This is a genomic window from Actinophytocola sp. KF-1 (assembly GCF_054661535.1).
Map to the genome: position 1 here is coordinate 40,460 of NZ_BAAFVK010000026.1, position 20,340 is coordinate 60,799.

A 20,340-nucleotide genomic window follows, 5' to 3' on the forward strand; every position below is an offset into this window, starting at 1 on the left:
AACAACCGGATCACCGGCGAGCCACAACCGTCCGTTGTGGGCGTACGGTGGCCGGATGGATCTCGACGCCGTGCACACCTTCGTCGCCGTCGCGGACGCTGGCCGGTTCCAGGACGCCGCCGACGCGCTGTCGATCACGCAGCAGGCGGTGTCCAAACGCATCGCCGCGCTGGAGAAGGACCTCGACGTGCGGCTGTTCACGCGCACGCCTCGCGGCGCGCGGCTCACGGTGGACGGGCAGGCGTTCCTGCCCCACGCCAGGGAGCTCCTGCGGGTGGCGGCCCGCGCCGACGCGTCCGTGCGCCCGGGAAAGCGGGCGCTGCGCGTCGACGTCCTCAGCAAGCGGATCGCACCGGCCGGGCTCCTGCACGACTTCTACCGCACCCATCCCGAGGTCGAGCTGGACGTCGTGACCATGAACGCCGACGTCCACGCCGCGATCGCCGCCGTGGCGGCGGGAACCGTCGACGCCACCTTCCACGCCGTGCCCGCGGGGCGGCTGCCGGACGCGATCAGGACCGCCCGCGTGCTCGACGACCAGCACCAGTTGCTGGTCGGCCCGGCCCACCCGCTCGCGAACGCGCCCTCGGTCACGCCGGCCCAGCTCGCCGGGCACCGGATCTGGATGCCCGGCATGGCGCCCGGGTCCGAGTGGTTCGCGTACTACGAGGACCTCGCGGCCACGTTCGGCCTCACGATCGACGTCGTCGGCCCCACCTTCGGCAACGAAGCCCTGCTCGACGAGCTGGCGGACTCGGCGGAGCTGGCGACGCTCGTCGGGGCGGGCACGCGGTACCTGTGGCCCGACAGCTACGACCTGCGGCGCATCCCGCTGCGCGATCCGACCCCGGTCTACCCGATGTCGCTGATCTGGCGCGCCGACAACCCCCACCCCGCGCTCGGCGGGCTCCGCCGCTACCTCGAGAGCAGACGGGTCGAGGTCCCGGACGCGTGGACGCCGAGCTGGACTTTGTAAGCCACGAGCGAACCCCGGCCGCCCCGCGGTCGATCTAGATTCGACCCATGACCACGTGGGCGGCCGAGGCGATCCGCACGATCCGGGCGCGGCACGTCCCGACCCCGCTGCGCACGCTGCGGGCGGGCGGCGTCGAGATCGTCATGAAGGACGAATCCGCGCTCCCCACGGGCAGCACCAAACACCGCACCGTGGCCGCCATGTTCTGCCACGCCATCGCGAGCGGCGACATCACGGACTCCACCGAGGTGATCACGGCGACCGCGGGCCCGGTGGCGATCGCGGCCGCCCACTTCGCCGGCATGCTGAACCTCACGTCCACCGCGCTGGTCCCCGCGAAGGCCGCGGAGGGCGTGCTGGCCCGCATCGACGAGGAAGGTGGCCGCTGGCAGCGGGCGGAACACCCGCCCGCCGCACTGCAACAGGAGGCCCGCGCACTGGCGGACCGCTGGGGCGGCCACTTCCTCGACCACTTCTCCGCCGCCGAACCCGCTGTGACCGCGTGGCCGCCGACCATCGCGGACGAGCTGTTCGCCCAGCTTCCGGAACCTCCACAGTGGATCGTCGTCGGCGCTGGCACGGCCGCCACGGCCACCGCGATCGGCCGTCACATCCGCAGGGAAGGACTGCCGACCAAGCTCGCCCTGGTGGACCCGGAGAACTCCGCGTACTTCCCGGCGTGGGCCACCGGCGCCCGCGACTACGGCACCGGCATGCCGTCCCGCATTCCTGGCATAGGCCGCCCCCGCGTCGAGCCCGGCTTCCACCCGGGGGTGCTGGACCTGGCGATCCCGGTGCCGGACGCGGCGTCAGCGGCGGCCCTGCTGTGGCTGCACGACCGCTGGATCGACGCGGGCCCGGCGACAGGCACGAGCCTGTGGGGCATCCACCACCTCACGACGACGATGGGCGAGCACGGTCCTGTGGCGACACTGATCACCGACAGCGGCGCCCCGTACCGGACGACACACCTGAACAGGGAGTGGCTGACCGCCAAGGGCCTCGACCCGGCCCCGTACGAGGCGGAGCTGACCTGGTAGCGACTGTGGACGGTCAGCGCGGCGAGAGCCGGATGACCGGGTACCGCCGCGCCGACTTGCTCTGGTACTTCCCCAACCGGGGTTGAGCAGCGACGATCCGCTGCCATGCGGCGTCCCGCTCCGCACCGTCAAGCCACTGTGGCGTCACCGGCACGGGCCCCTCCCCGGGCAGCTCGACCGTCACGTCACCGGGATGCGCGACGAGGTTGGCATGCCAGTCCGGATGGCGGCTCCCCCCTCCCGACGCGACGATCAACCGCGCCCCGTCCGCGTCGGCGAACCACGCCACCGGCGTCTCGCGACGCGCCCCCGACCGCCTGCCGACCGTGTTCAGGATGAGGACGTCCATCCCCATGAACGAGCCCCGTCCACTCCGGATCTTGCGTGCCATCCTGGCGTTCGCCTTCCGCTGCATCCACCGCGAGAAGGCCCCTGGCGTGCCGGGTGTGCGCGTGGCCTGTTGTTTCTCCGTCATGCCCGTGACGCTAGGGGCGCCCTGGTAACCAGCGCTTCTCGATTCCTGACCGGTCTGCCGCCGCCCGCGACGCACCAGAGCGCCGCGATTCCACTCCGTGCGCGTCGTCAAAAGCACTTGCCGTGCGCGTTATCTTGGAAAGGTCATCCCATAGGGGCCGAGGTACGCGCGATGACCATGCCGAATTCCCCGATCATGTTTCGACTGCTCGGCGTCGTCGAGGTCAATGGCGCTGACCGGCCGGTCGAGCTCGGTCCGCCCCAGCAACGGACCGTCCTGGCGAGCCTCCTCGTCGACGCGGGGCGTCCGGTATCACTGCAGACGCTGGCCGAACGGGTGTGGGGCGACAACCGGCCGGCCAGCGCCAGGGCGTCGCTGTACGCGCACCTGACCCGGGTCCGGCACATCGTCGAGGAATCCCGGGCGAGCCTTGCGCGCGGCGCGGGTGGCTACATATTGCGCGTCGACCTCGACCGGGTGGACCTCCACCGTTTTCGCCGTCTCGCCAGGGCCGCGCGGGACGCGGGAAAATCCGACGACGAGCGCGTCTCGACCTTGCGTTCCGCTATTGATCTCTGGCGCGGAATTCCCCTGGGCGGGACGTCCGGCGGGTGGGCGGAGCGAATTCGCGACAGCCTCGTGAAAGAGCGGCTGGACGTCGTCGCGTCGTGGGCGCGGGGCACGTTGCGGCTCGGCCGCCCCGACGAGGTGGTCACCGTCGTGCGCGCGCTCCTCATCGACCACCCGCTGGCGGAGCCGCTGGTGGCCCTGCTGATGCGGGCGCTGGCCGTGTCGGGCCGGGAGGCCGAGGCACTCGAGCTGTTCGCCACCACCGGCGCGCGGCTCGCCGACGAGCTCGGCACCGACCCGGGACAGGAGCTGCGCGCGGTCCACGAAGCGGTGCTGCGCGGCGAGCTCGACCCGCGTCCCGAGCCTGCGGTGCCGCGGCGGATCGTGCCTGCGCGCCCGGTGCCCGCGCAGCTGCCCGCGGACGTCTACGCCTTCACCGGGCGGGAGCGTGAGCTCGCCGCGTTGGACGACCTGCTCGGCGAGGAGGAGAGCGGTTCGACGGCGGTCGTGGTGTCGGCGGTGTCGGGCACCGCGGGGGTCGGCAAGACGTCGCTGGCGCTGCGCTGGGCGCACCGGGTGCGGGACCGGTTTCCCGACGGCCAGCTCTACGTGGATCTCCGCGGTTTCGACTCCGAGCAGCCGATGCCGGTGTCCGACGCGCTGGCGCGCTTCCTGTCCGCGCTCGGCCTCGTCGGCAGCGAGATCCCCCTGGACACCGACGAGCGCGCGGCCCGCTACCGCACGGAGCTGAGCGACCGGCGGATGCTCGTCCTGCTGGACAACGCCGCGACCGCCGACCAGGTCCGCCCGCTGCTGCCGGGCGCCCCCGGCTGCCTGGTGGTGGTGACGAGCCGGGACTCGCTGGCCGGGTTGGTGGTCCGGCACGGCGCCCGCCGCCTCGACCTGGACCTGCTGCCGCTCCGCGACGCCGTGCACCTGCTCAGCTGCTTGATCGGGCACCGGGTCACCGCCGAGCCCTACGCCGCCGAGGCGCTGGCCGAGGAGTGCGCGCGCCTGCCGCTGGCGCTGCGCATCGCGGCCGAGCTGGCCGCGGCCCGGCCCGCGACGTCGCTGTCGGCGCTGGTCGAGGAGCTGGCCGACGAGCAGCGACGGCTGGACCTGCTCGACGCCGGGCTCGACCCCCGCACCGCGGTCCGGGCCGTGTTCTCCTGGTCCTACCAGCACCTGACCGACGAGGCCGCGGCCGCGTTCCGGCTGCTCGGCCTGCACCCCGGGCCGGACCTCGACCCGTCGGCGGCCGCCGCCCTCGGCGACACCGACGTCGCGCAGGCAGGCCGGCTGCTGGACGTCCTCGCCCGCGCCCATCTCATCCAGACAGGCCGGCCGGGCCGGTACGCGATGCACGACCTGCTGCGCGCGTACGCGAACCAGCTCGCGACCGAGCAGAACTCGGCGAGCGAGCGGCGTGCGGCGCTGGACCGGCTGTTCGACTTCTACCTGGCGACCGCCGGCGCGGCCATGGACGTCCTGCACCCGGCCGAGCGCCACCGCCGACCGCACGTCACCGCGCCGAGGGTGCCGCCCCGCCACTTCCCCACCGCCGACGCGGCGAAGGCGTGGCTGGACGCCGAACGCGCCAACCTGGTCGCCGCGGCCGTGCACGCCGAGGCACACGGCTGGCCCGCCCACACCGTGGGCCTCGCGAACACGCTGTTCCGCTACCTCGACGCGGCGGGCCTGAACGCGGACGCCTTCACCATCCACGGCCTCGCGTGCGAGGCGGCCGCGCGCATCGGCGACGGCGCCGGTGAGGCGCGGGCGCTGCTCAACCTGGGTCTCGTGTACTGGCACCAGGGGCTGCTGGGGCACGCGGAGGACCACCTGCGCCGGGCGCTGGACCGGTACGTGGAGATCGGCGACGAGGTGGGGCAGGCGAGCGCGCACAGCAACCTCGGCGTCATCCAGTGGCGGCAGGGGAACCTGTGCGAGTCCGCCCGGCACCTGGAGCTGGCGCTCGGCACGTACGAACGGCTCGGCGACCAGGTCGGGCAGGCGGAGGCGCTCGGCAACCTCGGGCTCGTGTACCAGCGGCAGGACCGGCTCGACCTGGCCGTCGACCACCACCAGCGGGCGCTGGGGCTGTTCCGCGCGGCCGGCTACCGGGTCGGCGAGGCGTACGCGTTGAACGACCTGGGCAACGTGCACCTGCGGCTGGGGCAGGCGGACGTGGCGATCGACGAGCTGCAGTGCGCGCTGACCCGCTTCCAGGAGATCGGCGAGCGGGCGGGCGAGGCGGAGGCGCTCAACGGCCTCGGCCGCGCGTTCGCCGAGTCGGGTGCCCGGGACGAGGCGGCCGCGCGGCACACCGCGGCGCTGACCGTGGCCGTCGAGATCGGCGACCGCTACGAGCAGGCGAGTGCGCACGCGGGCATCGCCGCCGTCAACGAGTCACTGGGTGACCTCAAGCAGGCCCGGGTGCGGTGGCAGGAGGCGCTGGCGGTGTACGCCGACCTGGCCGTGCCGGACGCGGAGGACGTCCGCGTCCGGCTGGCCGCGCTCGACGGCGCCGATCACGCGGTGGGCCTGTAGTAGCGCAGGACGTGTGCCTGGCGCAGCCGCTTCAGGATCCGCTGGCGGGTCGGCCCGATGGCGCCGACCGGCATGCCGAGCCTGCGGCTGATCTCGGCGTAGGGGGTCGGCGGGTCGGAGAACAGCAGGGCGAGCAGCCGCCGGTCGGCGGCGGACAGGCCGGCGACGGCCGTCTCGAGCGCCATCCGGCGTTCCGCGGCGAGCAGGCGGGCGTCGACGGACTGTCCGGCGACGTCGGCGGGCTCGTGGTCGTCGAGCGGCGCGTGCGGTTGCTGTCCGCGGTGGCGCAGCACGGCCTGGCACTCCCGGCGGGTGGTCGTCCGCAGCCACCCGGGCAGGGCGGCGGGTTCCCGGAGCCGGGAGATGTTGATGAGCAGGTGCAGCCAGACCCGGCCACCGACGTCGTCGGCGTCCACTCTGGACAGGCCGTGCCGCCGGCACACGGCCGACAGCAGCGGCGTGTAGGACCGGACGATGTCGCCCCACGCGGACTCGTCCCCCTCCGCCGCGCACCCGACGAGAGTTCCGATGGCGGTCGTGTCATCCATGATTTCCCACCCCTCTGGCGAACCACGACTGGCGAAATCAGGCTCGCGCACGGGTGCAGGGAAAACCTTGCTGAGATCTTGTCACCGGTCTTGTCGAACAACGCGTGACCGCGGCGTCACGACGAGTCGCATTCCTGGACCGGTTCATCAAAATTCCGGATATTGATCTGTATCTACTCCCTCGTACCAGTTCTCCACACCGACGTAGGCCGGCCACGGCCCTTGGAGACCGAGGTGGAAAATGACTGAGACCGTCATAAATCTGGAATCGTTCGTCGACGACGGCCCCGAGGACATCGTCGTCGACCTGCCGTACCTGCCGCTGGTGGAGGACGCGCTCGCCACCATGAACGTGCCGGTCCGAGAGGGCTCGAAGCAGGTGGACCGGACGCTCGACCTGGGGCTGATCACCATCGAGGACGTCAAGACGTCCGCCGACCTGCTCGTCGCCAACGGCAAGACGGCGCCGGGCCGGTTCCCGCTGCGGGGCGCACCCACGTCGAATCTCGACGTGGTACTCATCGCACTGCGCCAGCATTTCCGGAATTCCACCGACGGCTGGTGCCCGGAGATCGGCAAGAATCGAACGATGCACGGCGTGCACGGCGCCCCGCACATCGGCGGCTCCGGCTACCCGGCGGCGACGAACAATTCGCCCGTGCTGGCGAAGGGCACCGGCGACAAGGTCCGGGTCGGCCTGATCGACACGAAGCTGTACCCGAGTGAGCAATTCACCGGCCGGGTGATCACCCTCGGCGACTCGTTGTTCGCGCGCGACTTCCCGTTCACCCAACTCAGCGGCCACGCCACGTTCACCACGGGCCTGATCCTCGAGGCGGCGCCGGGCGCGGTGGTGATCGCGAAGGGCGTGCTGCACGACCGCTTCGCCACGGCGAGCGTGTGGGACGTCGCCACGGCGATGGCCCAGTTCGTCGACCAGAACGTCAGCGTCCTCGTGCTGCCGCTGGTGTGCTTCACCGACGACGGTGAGGCGCCGCTGGCGTTGCAGCGGGCGGTGAACGTGCTGCGCAACAAGGTGGTGGTCGTGGCGGCCGCGGGCAACCACGGCGACGCCAAGCCGGAGAACGGGCGGGACGTCAACCGCCTGCCGGCGTTCCCCGCGGCCTGCGATGGCGCGATCGCCGTCGGCGCCGTCGGCAACGCGGGCGACGGTTTCGTGCGCGCGGAGTTCAGCCCCGACGTGCTCTGGGTGCAGGTCGTGGCCCCCGGCGACGAGGTGACCAGCCTCTTCGTCGAGGGGCACGTGACGTACAAGAAGGCAGGCGACCTCCCCCTGCCGACCGACCCAGGCGAGTTCCACGGCGGCGCCACGTGGAGCGGCACGTCGTTCGCGGCAGCGACCTTCGGCGGCCTCATCGCCAACGCGGTGGCCGAGGGTCAGGGCACGGCCTTCGAGGTGGCGGACCGCATGCTGGCCGACAAGCCCCACGAACACGCCGGCGTCGGCGCGTACGGGTTGCTGGAAAGGTGAGGATTCCGGGTTCGACGGTCCCAGCCGCCGAACCCGGGTTCTCAAAGCCAGAACAAGAAGCTGGGCACGTTGACGCGCTCGGCGTCACCACCCCGCACGTGCCGGTTCACCACCAGAACCAGCCACACGACCAGCTCCACCAGGTAGAAGAGGAACAACGCCCCGACGATCACCAACGCGGGCAAGGCAACGACCAACAGGGCGACGAGCACGATCGGGAACACCTGCCAACAGGACCGGAACCAACCCCGCCGTCCCTGTTCGGTCGTCAGCGCACCGAGCCGCACCGCCGCCCACATGATCCACCGCCGCAGAAACGCGACGTCCAATTCGCGCATCGCCTGCCGGAAGATCCGGTCAGCGTCGGCCCTCGGCAGCTCACCGGTCGCGACAGGCCCCCGGCACAGGTAGTCGTGCAGGATCGCGGCCTTCGTGTAGCGCCCGTAACGAGGCAGGAACCACACAAACACCCGCGGCACCGAGGCGAAGTCCGTGTCCTGCCCGGCCTTGACCTCGAGCACACACGCGCCGGTGAAGTACTCCAGCGGCGAGAGCGTCTCCCAGTTCGTGTCGGTCACCTGGTGCACCCGAACCTCGGAGCCCTCGGCGAAGCCGGGCTTCTGTGGGTGGGCCTTCTGCGCAGACTGTGTCATCAGGAGCCTCCTCGTCGAGAACAGCCGCTACTGCCCTCCCAGAGGCACTGGCCTCGAACAGAAATACAGAGAGATCGCGTCCACTTCGTAACGCGGTCGTGCCGATCCGCGACGAACGTCCGAGCAACTCCTCCGTCGAAGGTCGGTCATGTCGTTTTATCTGCGCACGAGCGTCAAGGTCGGCCCGGTGCGAGTGAACATGTCGCGCACAGGGCTGGGAGCGTCGATCGGTGTTCCCGGATTCCGGCTCGGTACCGGGCCACGCGGTACTTACGTCTCACTCGGCGGCGGCCTGGCGTCATATCGCGCCACCGTCCGTTCGTCTCAGGGAAAGGCACGCATTCCGGCAAGCTTGCGGACGCCTACTCCTGGCTCACCCTCCCCGAGTGAGGTTGTGCTGTCCGATGTGTCGGGCGCGACGGCCCTCGAAATGACCGAAGTCGGGTCGAGCGATCTGGTCGCCCAACTCAACGACGCGGCGAGGTCGCCGCGTTTCTGGCCATGGTGCCTTGCGCTGACCGTCGCGCTCGCGTTCGTGACACCACTGGTGTTATTGGCCGGGCTGCCGCTGACGGTGTGGCTGTTCTGGAAGGACGAGATCCGCAGGAAGGTGGTGGTGTTCTACGACGTGCACGGCGAGGAAGAGGCACAGCGCTTCCAACGGCTCGTCGACGCGTTCGGCCAGGCCGCTCAGGCCCAGCGCGCCTGGCACGTCGTCGCGGCGGGAGCGGTGTCGACAACCCATCAACACAAGGTCAACGCCGGCGCGTCGTCGCTGGTGAAGCGGCTGTCCTTGACAAGGGATATCGGCGGGCCGCCGAACCTGTCGGCGAACATCTCCATTCCTTCGCTCTCCACCTCTCATCGCTCCGTGTATTTCCTGCCGGACCGGATCCTGATCAGGGACGGCAAGCACTACGCGGATGTCGCGTACGACGACGCGCGCGCCGAAGCAGCGCCACAGCAATTCATCGAGGACGGGGCGGTGCCGTCGGACTCCGAGGTCGTCGGACAGACGTGGCGGTACGTCAACGTGAAAGGCGGCCCGGACCGCCGCTTCAAGGACAACCGACAGCTGCCGATCCTCCGATACGGGCGGTTGACACTCACCGGAACAGCGAATTACCAGGCGATCTTTGACTTCTCCACCACGACCGCGAGTGCTGCACTGGCCAGCGCAGTGACGGACATGTCGAAGACCCGGCAAGTTCGCCCCCAGAACGCCGCGCCGGCGCGGCGTCCGCCGTCCTCGCGGACCGCGTCGGCGGCACAGATACCGGCCGCCGGACACGATTCCGACCAATACCGCGCTCCGCTCCCGTCGCATCCGCGCCGACGCCGTCTCTCCGCCGAAGGACGCGTCCCGGTCGTCGGGGAGTCGCACTACCAGCCGGCGTTGCACAGGCTGGCCAATGGAGCGGAAATCGGGACCGACTTCAGCCAACATCAGCAGGTCGTCGCCATCCTCGTACCCGAAACCGAGAACCCTCACGACAACAATGCCGTGCGGGTTGATGTCGCCACTGACACCGGCGCGGTGACCGTCGGTTACCTCAGCCGCTACGACGCCCCTGCCTATCAGGCAGTCCTTCTCGCACTCAAGAACGACGGCTACGTGGGAACCTGCCCGGCACGAATCACGGGCGGAGGCCACAGCCGGCGCTACGGCATGTACCTGCACCTGGCAGGAGCGGACACCTTGCTGCTCGAGAACCTCGCGGAGGAGATCGACCTACTCGATCCGGCACGCCAGGTGACGGTGACAAAGGAGGAGAACCACCAGGCGGTGCTGTCTCGTCACCATTCGCCATCCCGGGCCCTGACCCGGGTGGCCGCACAGCTGGTGTCATCCACGGTGTCGTCCGGCAAACACAAGGGCGCCTACGCGATCGAGGTACGCCTGAACGGCGACCGCGTAGGCGAACTCACGGCAACGATGAGCGCGCGCTACGAGCACCTCATCAGCGCCGCCGTGAACCAATCCGGGCACGCATACTGCGAAGCAGTGATCACACACGGCAGCCGAGGCTTCCAGATCGATCTTCGGATGCCCGCCATGAACTGATCCACGTCGCACAGCGAGGCCCTGTGGGGCCGAAGGGAGCCAATCCCTCACTGGCTGGAACCTAGATCGGCTACAACCCGCGGTCACAACGTCTGACCTGGGCGTACGCATATTTAGAGGGCCAGTAGTGAACGTCCCGACTTCGTCGACAGCCGATCCAGCGCCGCGGCCCCACCGGACACTGCGCCGGCTCGCATCAAGGCCGTAGGACGCCGGGAGTAGAGAGCCACAACGGGACCTCATAGACGAGATCGGCGTAGGTCGTTGTCCTGCCAACGTGCGTAGATCCTGAACGCACTTACATGCGAGGAGCGAGCGTTCACCTTTTGACGCCTGGCCCGGCGCCCGAAGACTTGATCGGGCACCACCAGCTCGGGGCATCTTCCTGCCGTGATCGTCAGGTCGGCGTGAGGTTCAGCCGACGTTTGCAGGCGTATTACCGTCGACTGCCAGAGGTCTGGTTAACGCTGTAGGTTGACGTAGAGCCGGTGGCGGATCGCCGTGCCGCGACTACGATCGTGCACCTGTCCGTCCGTCTCTTTCTTGCGCGATACAACCGCGTCGCCAGCCGTCACGTGACAACAACAGGAGCTATCTGGATGTCAGCCACGAACGAGCAAGAATCAACCTGGAACTCTCTGATCGACCTGAGTCGGAGACATCCACGATTCCGCCCGTTGTTCGATACGAATGCTGTATATGCCTGCATAAGGAAGATCGATCAAGCGCAGAACGCGACGTCCTTCGATGAGTGCCAGCATCGACTCTCCGGACACTTGTTCCACATGGGCTTACCAAGTATGATCCTGTGGCGAATCTTACCAAGATTTATTGGCGCAATGATGCTGATCAGCGGCACGGTCGCGCTGCCATTCTTGATCTCTGGCATGCAGGACGCAACAAACGAACCCGATGAACTTTTTCCCTTCATCTTGGCTGCAGGTCAGGTTATGTTAGCCGTTGTGGGATCCTTCTGGCTGTGGAGCGAGGGTGGCTGGGAAGTCCGTTTCTTCCGGGAGATAGCACGCATTCTAAGAATTGCCAGGGAGGGCACGGCCGAGCAATACAAGGCGGTAGAATGCGTCAACTTCGCGGGCAAAGCTGCCAGAAATTTGTTTTGCCTTGTGCAACAACGGCGACGGACGTGGAAGTCTCCGCCCGCCGTGGCCGACTTTGCACTCGCCCAGTCGTACCCACTTATCGACGTACAACTGTCGCAACATGGAAGCGCAAGCTCACTCCAACGAAAGCTCCATGTTTACGTTAGTTTCCTCTACTTCGCGAGCGCACTGGTGGCCGTGAGGCGTCACGATCTGCTTCCTACTCTTCGACAACACTACGCTGACAGGTACTCATTAGCGCGACGTGAGTCGACCGGCTCCCTGGACGAGATCCCGGAAAGAGATGCGTTGTTTCTTGATCCGATGCGAAACCAAAATCGCTGGACCGTGACAAAGGACTATTTTTACCCTTTGGCTGCCTGGTTCAGCCTGTTGGTATCACTCGGTGCGCTTGCTTTAAGCTTGGCCAACTGAGTCGCCGTGCTCAACATGCCTCTCGTCGCACCTCTGATGTTCCGCCCCGAATCGACCTCCAACGATGGCACTCTCATGCCGCAGCGAGGTCGATCGCCCAATGACTTCGCGCTCGGTGGGGGTGCGACATGGCTAGCGACGTCACGACATCAACCGCTTGATGCCGCACGGGCACGTTCGGCCACCGTATTGAATGGAATGCGGTAGCACCTATCGCACCCATCGAGTAGCTCAACGGCGGACCCGTTGCATGTCTTCGCTTGGATAATGCGCCGAACCTCTGCGCGATGAGAAGTATCGCGATCCCGAGATGCCGCAACCTATCGAAATCCACACCCCCTGGGTGTCGGTCAACCCAAACCGCTGAAGACTTTTCCAAAACAGCGCGACCAGCTCGGCTGTTCCGTAAAAAATGACGACTGCCCCGTAGGCGCGGATTCGATCAGTACGACTCCCACGCGCCGCGGTAGGTGCCGACAGCACCCGGTCCAAGGCATCGGACACAGGGATATCCTCTTGGCCCGACTGAATGTCCTCGGCCATAAGATCTCCTGACATGGCTTGGAATGACGAACCGTATGTCACTGGAGACACTTCCATCGTTACCGATGGTCGATACCACAACGTGGCTTGAGGACCATGCCGCCGCGCCAGGTCTTCGAATGCGAACACCGGCGACCGCCGTGTCTTCCCGTCGCGCGCCGGCATTCCAACAGATAGGAGTAACTCTAGACGCGACCCGATGTTCTGTCCGCGATGCACACCCACCGCGGCCGTTCCCTCCGCGGGAACTCGAGGAAGACCGCATGGCGATATTCGTAATCGCCCAGGAACGCTTCGAGCTTCCGGCGTTCCCTCCGCCGGTCTACGAGGCTTGGGTTGTGCTTGGCTTCCAGAACAAGCAGGTTGTGGTCCCGTGTCGAGGCCTGCCGGTCGTGAATGATCAAATCCGGAAACACAGCATTCTCGCTGAAGCCGGGCAACTGCTTCGAGGTGTACCGCCCACGGTACGGGTAAATGTGGTGGCGATTGTACTCGACATCAACTGACCACCTCGATTCCCAGCCGTCTCGTGCCTCGACGAATCCGGCGAGGTGCCGGCAGATCTGAGCAACTATCGATCGTTCGTGCGCGCAATCGTCGAACAGAGACCGTTCCTTCTCGTAAGTACGACGGATGGCTTCCTCAAGGACCTGATGCACGTCATCGGGAGCTGGAACGATCATCACACGAACCTTAGTTGCATCGCGCGTGGATGCGGTAGCAGTCCACGGCTACTCGGCTCACTGCACCAGAGAATAGATCTCTGGTCGATACCAGCGTACGAACGCCACAGACCCGCCACACGACTCGCCCCCAACGCCCTCTCATAGCGCAGTGCGGAGGACCATCCGACAACCTCACGCTCCGGTGGAGGCGTCCAGTCGCGGTACGACGTGGTCAGTGAGATCAGCCGCTCGATGCCTCAAGGACACACTCGACCCACCGCATTTGGGTCGAATGTAGGTACCCGTTTCGCCCCACGGGGTGGGCGTGATGGCGGCACAGTGACAGGTTCGCTGTTCAGAGCTAGTGGGGCCGAAGGGAGTCGAACCCTCACTGGCTGGAACCTAAATCGACTACAAGTCGTGGCACGCTCGGCGACTGGGGAGAACGCCGCAATCAGAGGACAAGCCTGTAGATCCAGAGGCATGGATGGCGGCATGTTCGCACCCAAACTCGCACCCAACTGCACATCCTTGACCTCTGCTCCGGCTGGCAGCTCACGAACGAGGCCATTGGCTCCAAGATCGCACTGCGTCGCGTGCCGGATCGACGAGGGATGAGCACTGGTTGTGCAGCTGACGGGATCGTGGGGAAGCACCCCGCCACCGCAGAGTTTCGGACCCTAAGGTTGATCTGTAACGCCTCACTGAGCGGGAAGCTGACTGCGTCACCAGGGCATGCACGACCTGTCCATCAGAACAGGCAGGGGCAAGGGACCCTCGTGACTACTCCAACCGCGGCGACTACCCAACCGCAAGCCATAAACCTACTGCAGCGTCGGCGAAGTTAACTGAGGGATAGCCCCTTGTTCGAGACGGCGCTGTGACAGGGACTCCAGAAATGTTACGAATCATACCGAACCCCGTACGTACGTAACGAGGCATTGATCGCAGGCGACGTCCAGCAACACAAGCTCGTGAACCACCGCTCACCGAGACCGGTGAGCGAGACACTCCTACAAGACAGCAGGGAGGTCGTGATGCCCCCAGAGGCCCAGGCATCTCGTCTCCTGCCGGACTCGCCCAGACCTCCGCTCCTGGCGTCGAGCGCCAGGAGCTCCATGGCAACACGCCAGATCGACGAGCCGTCCAAGCGGAGCCGCGATCCGAAGATCGACAACCAGCCGGTCAACTTCTCCGCTCCCGAGGCACATGGCCGTACGTATAATGTACGGTTGACATACAGACGACATACGTCTAGCATCGGTATGGCAGCTGTATGGCTTGGGCTACAGTCAGCCGCTGCGCAGCCTCGCGGCGGCTGCTCCGTGGCTTGTGTCGTACCCGAACTGCCTCAAACGGAGTCCTCGAGGAGCGACCATGCCCAGTAGTAAGTCGACCACTAAGCTGACCGTGAATCTCTCACAAGAAGTCGTAGACATTTTGCGAGACCTCGCCGACCGCGAAGGAACGACGATGACCGAGGTGCTGCGTCGAGCAATTGCGGTTCAAAAGTACCTCGCTGACGAGCAGGACGAGGGCAAGAACATCTTGATCGAGGACCCAGAAAAGAACACAGTCCGCCAGCTAGTTCTGAAGTAGCCTAACCCCAAGATTCTGCGTTCGACAGGAGGAGACGTGTCGGATAAGAAACTACCGCAGCCGTCGCCCTCGAATGAACGCGGCCAAAAAGCCGGAGGGGCGCCGCCCAAAAGGCGCCCCTCCGGAGCGCACGCGGGGGAGGAAGTTAGGGAAAAAGTACTCTCCAGCAATCTCGCGAAAAATGTTCGCGGTCTAAGTTTAGCCGAACAGAGAGAGAACGTGCGCGAGTTCCTCGCAAAACGCCTCGTCGCACTGCTGGCCGGCGTCTTAGCTATAGGTCTGCTTCTCCTCGCGATACAACATTGGACAGGGGTTAACACCGCGGATATCCGATCCCTGTACGACGTACTCTTTAGTCCACTCATTGCACTGGTGAGTGCGGCAACGGGATTCTATTTTGGCAGCACGCACGCAGAATCAGTGAAGCCAGAACCTGAAGTCTAGAGTTCGAATGACAGGTCCAGAAGTGTGAGGCCCCGGCGATGAAATCTCTAACGGCCGCGGACCTGAGGGGTGTACTCGAAACTCTAATATCGTGTGCAAGTGGCCAGTTGCCTCCTGCGGCAGATCCGGCTCCGACTTTGGCGATCTCCCCTCCAGTCGTCAACGATCGAGAGTTGAAAAAACTTGCGACCAGCCTTGCAGAGGGGGTGTCGCATTGTGCTTCTGTCCACGAGATCATTGCGCACTCGATGATTGCGATTACCCGCGCACCAATACTCGATTTCACTGCGCCGCGCTCACCAACATCGAGTACGAACGAGCGAAGCTGGACAGTTGGAGCTGCTATTTTATGTACCGAATTGTTGATGCGACGGTCCGGAGTTTCGATTACCGGCTTTCCATCCAGTGAACTTATTGCTCATCTTGTCCATGCGGATCTAAATAGTGAGGCAGAACATCAGGCGATTCTCCAACTTTGCCACGACATCAAGGTCACTCGACATCTGCTCCGTCCGCGCCCGACAGAACTCCACGCGCCAATTATTTACATAGCCACTCCAATAAGCGCTATCGCGCATACAGCCCACAGCGAACTCGTCCACTTAAGCCTGATTGCTGCGGCTACCATCACCAAAAAATTCGGATGGCAAGTTGACCTCCCGGGGCGATATATCCAGCCGGGCGATTTGATTGAAATAGATCGACAAACGCGGGACGAACAAGCGGACTCGGCACTGGCATATGCTAGCGGGTTTATAGCGATATGCGTTGAAAAGGGCCGAAGGGGAATGGGGTACGCTGTCCGCCGCGCGGAGGACATGGGCGCCCCTACCCTGTTGCTCACTCATGGCGAGTTCGATGGTTTCGCACGCATTTACGGAGGCAGTATCTCCAGGCGTACCGAACTAAACTATGATGACGCCTGCGACCTGGTCACCCACGTCACAAGATTTTGCTCCATCAATCGGCGGCAGATCCTAGCGAGACATAGTCAGCTAGTTCACGCCCAGCGAGCACGTGAGCCACTGAAGAAACTCTCGCTTAAGCTTGAGAACACGACAACTCGATCTTTTCAGCACAAGCAATTAACCCCGACTCGCGCCAGTTACATTTTGTCAGATCCTATACATTTCGTGCACGTGCAGACTTGGGAACTTCGGGAACTGTCACTCATTCTCAACGTTCCAGAAACTTACCTTGAGTCCCTTCTTCGCCTCAGTGACGACCAGGTTTAACACTTTCCTCACTCGCTCACGTCTAAGGTGATCAACGAGCGGAACGACACTGCCGATCTATTACAACTGCGCGATGAAAGATCCCAATGGACGATCACGGTTGGCAGGAGAGCAGCGCCGCACCACAGCCCAATCCTGCGAGCAGTCCAAACAGCTAGCACTGCTCCAGCATTCGCATTCGTCGCTGTTGTCGAACCGAACCGATCTTGACAGCCAACCGTTCCGCGCGCTCAATTTGCGTGTACGCGCTGTTTCGATCTCCCATCACCACAAGCGCCAGCGAAAGATCTACGCGAAGCGATGTCTCGGCGCGGCTGAACGTTGGATCGAGCCGTTCGAGCGCGCCCGTGAGCACGCGCACGGCCTCACTCTCACCGATGGTGGCGAGCGCATGTCCGCGCCATCGGTCGAGGTGAACGCTCCCCAGGAATAGAAACGGCAGGGTCGGATCTACGGGATCGGCGGGGAGGAGCGAATCAGCCGTATCGAATGCGCGCAATGCTTCGTCTCGGCGACCGGCGGCGGCCAGGCCCTCTCCGCGAGCAGCTGCTAGCCACGCTCGGAGCAGTCGCGGCGCGGACCGCCGAACCAGGGCTTGGGCCGCGGTGAGTTGCTCGACAGCGGCCCGATGCTCGCCGAGTTCGGCGAGGATAAACGCCTGTTGGGCGACAGCGTGACCAAGCAAATCCGGGGCGTCCGCATCGCGTGCGGCCTGTTTGGCGGATTCATGGTGCTCCCACGCGCGACCGATCTCGTACCGGTCGAGGGCTTCCCACCCAGCAAGCGCACTGAGTTCTGACAGCAGTCGTGCCAGCTGGACGCGAACGTCCGGCGTCAGGCTGTACGCGTGCAAGTCGCGCACCTGTTCAGCCTTCTCCCGCACCTCGCCATAGGCAACGATCGCGCCCATCTGTCGGTCGAGCTTGCGGAGCGAGTCGAGTTGCTCACGCAGCAGGTCGATCACGGCCATGTCGACGTGTCGCGCGGCATTGAGTCGCTGGCGAAGGTCAACGGTTGCCAGGTCCGCAGGCTCACTCCTCGGCACTGAGAGCAGCTCATCTACCGACACGCCGAAGATCTGTTCCAACAGTTTCGTCGTCGCCGGTCGAGGCGTTCCGAGCGAACTCCCGTCTGTCTTCCTGCCGGATGCCAGGCGCAGCAGATGACGCAGGCTGAGTGTGCCGGGCAGGCGATGACGGCGCGCGAAGTCCTCGGCGAAGGACACGAACTCCTCGAAGGTCTCGCCTCGTTCGTCTCGAATCAGTTGTTCGAGGAGCGTGCGAGCCGGACGACCAGGCACGCCGCGTCCCACTGACCCCGCTTTCCAGGGCTCCATCTGCCGCCTCCGCAATGTCACCTTTGTGGCACCCGCGTGTCATTCCACCGATGTTGTGCCGACAGAAGACTGATTTCAGTCTTGCACATCCCTGCCTCAAGGACATCGGGGCAGGCATCTAGGAAAGGCGACACACGATGGGTGCTGATCGAACAGAGCGGGGTGGCGGCGAGCGCGCACCCCTTCGCGCTCTGCCGTCAACAGCGGACAGCAGGGTTCCGCCGCCCGACGAGGCCGCGCACCTCGACGGGCTGCTGATGCACGAATTGAGCACGCTGAACTACCACCTCGGGCAGTACGTGCTGAAGCACTACGACGCGGACGCCGGTCGAGCCGAGCCGGTCACCATCGCCGAAGAACGGGCGCTTGCCGACAGCGTGACGACGGCAGCGGAAGCCATCCGCGCCCGCGCGGCACGGCGCGAGCGTCAGGAACACGTCGCCTCATCCACGAACGAGGAGGCGTGATGCTCGGAACGAGTCTGCTCGTGAACGCGTACGTGATCATCAAAGACGGGTGCCCGTTGGCGCTCTCTGTGCTCAATCCCGATCAGGTGGAGATCGTCTGCGGCTGGCCGCCACAGCGATCGTTCGACTTCGTCATGCATCGCGAGGCACTGCGAGCCTTTGTGGAACTCGGCACTGACGCGCTCGAAAAGATGGACGCAGCGCTCGCCGCCGGTGGCCCAACGTCGAGTGCCTCTGTCTGCTGACCCATGGATGCGAACGCGACTGAGCACCGTCCCATCGACATCCGGGACGAGAAGACAACGACAGCTATCGCAAGAGCGCTTGGTGATGAGTTGCGCCGTGCGCGTGAGGCAGTGGGGTGGTCACGTGCTCAGTTCGTGGCCCGCTTGCCGTCCGGGATTGGTGACCGGACTTTGCTCTCGTACGAGCATGGCTTGCGCGCCCTGACGGTGCTGAGACTGTTGGAGCTGTGCCAGGGACTTGGGGTCCCTGCGACGGCTGTCCTGTCCAACGCCTTGCAGCGGGTGAACCTGTTCCTCGCGAACCTGGTCCTGCGCATCGACCTGCGGGCGTTGCTTGACAGTGGGAACCAGAAGTTCCGGCCTATGCACCAGTGGGCGCGGAACAAGTTGAACCGGCATCCGGATGGGGTGGCGGAGCTGTCTCCGGCTTCGGTGGTCGAGCTGGCCGATTTCATCGGCTGCGGGCATGAGGAGCTTGCGGTGTACCTCGCCCGGTTCACCCCCGACACCGTGTCGGCCCAGACGGGCCAGCCGAGGTCGACGACGGCGTGACTGGGACGGCACCGCAGCCGCCCTTTCATATGGCCCTCATCAGGTCGTTTGATGGACGGCTGGGACGGCATTCGTGCACGCCGTCCCAGCCGTCCACATCGACATTTCCGCAGGTATTCGCCATCCGATGCTGACGCAGCGGGTGGGACGGCATCCGACCGCTGGGACGGCATCTGGGACGGCTGTCACTGCTGCTGCTGGTCGGTCATGGCTGCCTTGATGTTGGCTGTCCGGTAGCCCCGGACCCGACGCGTCTCGCCGTCGTCGTCGGTGACGCGGTCTCGTGTGGACGGGCAGTCGAGGTCAGCCATCGCGCGGCCGAATGAGTTCGGTTCCACGTCGAGTGCCTCGACGAGTTCAGCCGTTGGGATGAACTCGCGTTCGTCGAGGTCCTCGCCGAGGTAGGCGACCACGGACGCGAGCGGCTCCGGCAGCACCGGCCGACGCTCGGACGGACTCTGGCCGGTACCGATCGCCCGCACCACGCTCGCGTGATCCAGCTCGGGCGTGGTGTCCTGTCCGGCCGCGTGCCCGGTCAGTGTCCCGGCTGCCTCGCGGAGTGCGCGCCCGCGTCGGCAGAGTTCGTGCCAGTCCTGGTTCGGCATGTAGTACGTCCGTACGGTCAGCGCCAGCACATCCGCCCCGGCTTGCGTCTCGCCGTCCGGTCGGAGGATGCCCACGCCCTTGTGCGAGGCGAGCAGGCGACTGCTGTCGTAGCCGCGCGTGTTCATCTGCTCGCCGAGCACGATGTTGCTGTCTCGCCAGTCCATCACCCGCAACGCGAACCTCGACCCCAGAACGGCCCGGAGACCGGACGGGATGGTCTTCGAGTCCGGCCGCTGCGTCGCGAGCACCAGCACGATCCCGGCCGCCGGTCCCTTCTTCGCCAACCAGGTGAGCAACTCGCCCACGTACTCGCCTGCCGTGAGCTTCTTGCCCTCGACCTCGACCGGTGTCCGGTCCTCTAGCGGCACCTGCACCTCGTCGAGGAACACGGCCGTGACCGGCATGTTCAGCACCGTGTCGCGGGACATGGCAGGTGTGATCTTCGATTCCGGGCAGATGGTGTCGTCGAGGTCGCGCATGCGCCGGTAGCGGCCCTGGACTTCGCCGACGAGTTCGACCAGCCAGCCGACGAGCGCGAGCACGTGTTCGGTTTCGTCGCCGGACATGAACCGGTGAGCGACCTTCGCGGCAGCGTCCCAGTCCTTGCCCGCCTTGAAGTCGGCCACATACAGCCGGGTGTGGGGGTCGAGGATCAGGCCGACTGCGGCGAGCCGGGCGGCGAACGTTTTGCCCTGGCGCGGGATCGCGCCCACGAGCAGCGACGTCCAGACGAGCGGTAGGTCG

Annotated in this window: 16 protein-coding genes and 2 pseudogenes; 12 read left to right on the forward strand and 6 right to left on the reverse strand. The window is 65.7% G+C overall.

What is annotated here, in order from left to right:
* Positions 1-55 precede the first annotated feature (55 nt).
* Together ACYQ77_RS43925 and ACYQ77_RS43930 are read left to right on the forward strand one after the other, a co-directional pair.
* Positions 56-976 carry a LysR family transcriptional regulator gene (locus ACYQ77_RS43925; protein ID WP_459723401.1) on the forward strand — a complete coding sequence of 307 codons (921 nt, stop codon included), beginning with the start codon at positions 56-58 and terminating at the stop codon, positions 974-976.
* Positions 977-1,023: 47 nt separating this feature from the next.
* Positions 1,024-2,016 (forward strand): pyridoxal-phosphate dependent enzyme, encoded by a 993-nt coding sequence (locus ACYQ77_RS43930; protein WP_459723402.1) that lies wholly within the window; start codon positions 1,024-1,026, stop codon positions 2,014-2,016.
* A 13-nt stretch (positions 2,017-2,029) separates the two neighbouring features.
* On the opposite strand, the gene ACYQ77_RS43935 is transcribed toward ACYQ77_RS43930, so the two are convergent.
* Positions 2,030-2,491, reverse strand: coding sequence for a nitroreductase family deazaflavin-dependent oxidoreductase (locus ACYQ77_RS43935; protein WP_459723404.1), 462 nt, complete (start codon positions 2,489-2,491; stop codon positions 2,030-2,032).
* Positions 2,492-2,662: 171 nt separating this feature from the next.
* Between ACYQ77_RS43935 and ACYQ77_RS43940 the strand changes: the two genes are divergently transcribed.
* On the forward strand, positions 2,663-5,611 hold the full coding sequence (locus ACYQ77_RS43940) for an AfsR/SARP family transcriptional regulator (RefSeq protein ID WP_459723406.1): 2,949 nt from the start codon (positions 2,663-2,665) through the stop codon (positions 5,609-5,611).
* On the opposite strand, the gene ACYQ77_RS43945 is transcribed toward ACYQ77_RS43940, so the two are convergent.
* Positions 5,593-6,159 carry an RNA polymerase sigma factor gene (locus tag ACYQ77_RS43945; RefSeq protein ID WP_459723407.1) on the reverse strand — a complete coding sequence of 189 codons (567 nt, stop codon included), beginning with the start codon at positions 6,157-6,159 and terminating at the stop codon, positions 5,593-5,595. The two genes, ACYQ77_RS43940 and ACYQ77_RS43945, sit on opposite strands and share 19 nt — an antisense overlap.
* Before the next feature lie 241 nt (positions 6,160-6,400).
* Between ACYQ77_RS43945 and ACYQ77_RS43950 the strand changes: the two genes are divergently transcribed.
* Positions 6,401-7,651: a S8 family peptidase gene (locus ACYQ77_RS43950; protein WP_459723408.1), complete on the forward strand. Its 1,251-nt coding sequence runs from the start codon at positions 6,401-6,403 to the stop codon at positions 7,649-7,651.
* Between the two features lie 41 nt (positions 7,652-7,692).
* On the opposite strand, the gene ACYQ77_RS43955 is transcribed toward ACYQ77_RS43950, so the two are convergent.
* Complete coding sequence (locus ACYQ77_RS43955) at positions 7,693-8,304, reverse strand: DUF1353 domain-containing protein (protein WP_459723409.1); 612 nt, start codon at positions 8,302-8,304, stop codon at positions 7,693-7,695.
* A 148-nt stretch (positions 8,305-8,452) separates the two neighbouring features.
* On the opposite strand from ACYQ77_RS43955, the pseudogene ACYQ77_RS43960 reads away from it, so the two are divergent.
* The 3 genes and pseudogenes from ACYQ77_RS43960 to ACYQ77_RS43970 form a co-directional block, all read left to right on the forward strand.
* Positions 8,453-8,578, forward strand: a pseudogene (locus ACYQ77_RS43960) (DUF4236 domain-containing protein); the annotation flags it as partial.
* A gap of 120 nt (positions 8,579-8,698) precedes the next feature.
* A complete protein-coding gene (locus tag ACYQ77_RS43965) occupies positions 8,699-10,369 on the forward strand; it encodes a hypothetical protein (protein WP_459723424.1) in 1,671 nt (556 codons plus the stop codon).
* A gap of 599 nt (positions 10,370-10,968) precedes the next feature.
* Positions 10,969-11,904 (forward strand): hypothetical protein, encoded by a 936-nt coding sequence (locus tag ACYQ77_RS43970; protein WP_459723410.1) that lies wholly within the window; start codon positions 10,969-10,971, stop codon positions 11,902-11,904.
* A gap of 728 nt (positions 11,905-12,632) precedes the next feature.
* Here the strand turns inward: ACYQ77_RS43970 and ACYQ77_RS43975 are convergent.
* Positions 12,633-13,130: a hypothetical protein gene (locus tag ACYQ77_RS43975; RefSeq protein WP_459723412.1), complete on the reverse strand. Its 498-nt coding sequence runs from the start codon at positions 13,128-13,130 to the stop codon at positions 12,633-12,635.
* A gap of 1,359 nt (positions 13,131-14,489) precedes the next feature.
* Here ACYQ77_RS43975 and ACYQ77_RS43980 point away from each other — a divergent pair.
* A complete protein-coding gene (locus ACYQ77_RS43980; RefSeq protein WP_459723413.1) occupies positions 14,490-14,711 on the forward strand; it encodes a ribbon-helix-helix protein, CopG family in 222 nt (73 codons plus the stop codon).
* A gap of 617 nt (positions 14,712-15,328) precedes the next feature.
* The gene (locus tag ACYQ77_RS43985) at positions 15,329-16,390 is read left to right on the forward strand and encodes a hypothetical protein (RefSeq protein WP_459723415.1); all 1,062 of its coding nucleotides are present in this window, start codon (positions 15,329-15,331) and stop codon (positions 16,388-16,390) included.
* Positions 16,391-16,544: 154 nt separating this feature from the next.
* Here the strand turns inward: ACYQ77_RS43985 and ACYQ77_RS43990 are convergent, their stop codons facing one another.
* A complete protein-coding gene (locus tag ACYQ77_RS43990) occupies positions 16,545-17,690 on the reverse strand; it encodes a hypothetical protein (RefSeq protein ID WP_459723416.1) in 1,146 nt (381 codons plus the stop codon).
* A gap of 173 nt (positions 17,691-17,863) precedes the next feature.
* Between ACYQ77_RS43990 and ACYQ77_RS43995 the strand changes: the two genes are divergently transcribed.
* Genes ACYQ77_RS43995 through ACYQ77_RS44005 form a run of 3 tightly spaced genes read left to right on the forward strand, consistent with a single transcriptional unit; the run spans position 17,864 to position 18,990 of the window.
* The gene (locus ACYQ77_RS43995) at positions 17,864-18,193 is read left to right on the forward strand and encodes a hypothetical protein (protein WP_459723418.1); all 330 of its coding nucleotides are present in this window, start codon (positions 17,864-17,866) and stop codon (positions 18,191-18,193) included.
* Between the two features lie 20 nt (positions 18,194-18,213).
* Positions 18,214-18,438: a hypothetical protein gene (locus tag ACYQ77_RS44000; protein WP_459723420.1), complete on the forward strand. Its 225-nt coding sequence runs from the start codon at positions 18,214-18,216 to the stop codon at positions 18,436-18,438.
* Positions 18,439-18,441: 3 nt separating this feature from the next.
* Positions 18,442-18,990 carry a helix-turn-helix domain-containing protein gene (locus tag ACYQ77_RS44005; protein WP_459723421.1) on the forward strand — a complete coding sequence of 183 codons (549 nt, stop codon included), beginning with the start codon at positions 18,442-18,444 and terminating at the stop codon, positions 18,988-18,990.
* 185 nt (positions 18,991-19,175) lie between these two features.
* Here the strand turns inward: ACYQ77_RS44005 and ACYQ77_RS44010 are convergent.
* A pseudogene (locus ACYQ77_RS44010) lies at positions 19,176-20,340 on the reverse strand (cell division protein FtsK); the annotation flags it as partial.

Bases quoted from the DNA above. Each gene is read 5' to 3' on its own strand.
- ACYQ77_RS43950 (WP_459723408.1), top strand. From the start codon at position 6,401: ATGACTGAGACCGTCATAAATCTGGAATCGTTCGTCGACGACGGCCCC.
- ACYQ77_RS43940 (WP_459723406.1), top strand. From the start codon at position 2,663: ATGACCATGCCGAATTCCCCGATCATGTTTCGACTGCTCGGCGTCGTC.
- ACYQ77_RS43935 (WP_459723404.1), bottom strand. From the start codon at position 2,491: ATGACGGAGAAACAACAGGCCACGCGCACACCCGGCACGCCAGGGGCC.
- ACYQ77_RS43930 (WP_459723402.1), top strand. From the start codon at position 1,024: ATGACCACGTGGGCGGCCGAGGCGATCCGCACGATCCGGGCGCGGCAC.
- ACYQ77_RS44005 (WP_459723421.1), top strand. From the start codon at position 18,442: ATGGATGCGAACGCGACTGAGCACCGTCCCATCGACATCCGGGACGAG.
- ACYQ77_RS43980 (WP_459723413.1), top strand. From the start codon at position 14,490: ATGCCCAGTAGTAAGTCGACCACTAAGCTGACCGTGAATCTCTCACAA.
- ACYQ77_RS43955 (WP_459723409.1), bottom strand. From the start codon at position 8,304: ATGACACAGTCTGCGCAGAAGGCCCACCCACAGAAGCCCGGCTTCGCC.
- ACYQ77_RS43925 (WP_459723401.1), top strand. From the start codon at position 56: ATGGATCTCGACGCCGTGCACACCTTCGTCGCCGTCGCGGACGCTGGC.
- ACYQ77_RS43970 (WP_459723410.1), top strand. From the start codon at position 10,969: ATGTCAGCCACGAACGAGCAAGAATCAACCTGGAACTCTCTGATCGAC.
- ACYQ77_RS43945 (WP_459723407.1), bottom strand. From the start codon at position 6,159: ATGGATGACACGACCGCCATCGGAACTCTCGTCGGGTGCGCGGCGGAG.
- ACYQ77_RS43995 (WP_459723418.1), top strand. From the start codon at position 17,864: ATGGGTGCTGATCGAACAGAGCGGGGTGGCGGCGAGCGCGCACCCCTT.
- ACYQ77_RS43975 (WP_459723412.1), bottom strand. From the start codon at position 13,130: ATGATCGTTCCAGCTCCCGATGACGTGCATCAGGTCCTTGAGGAAGCC.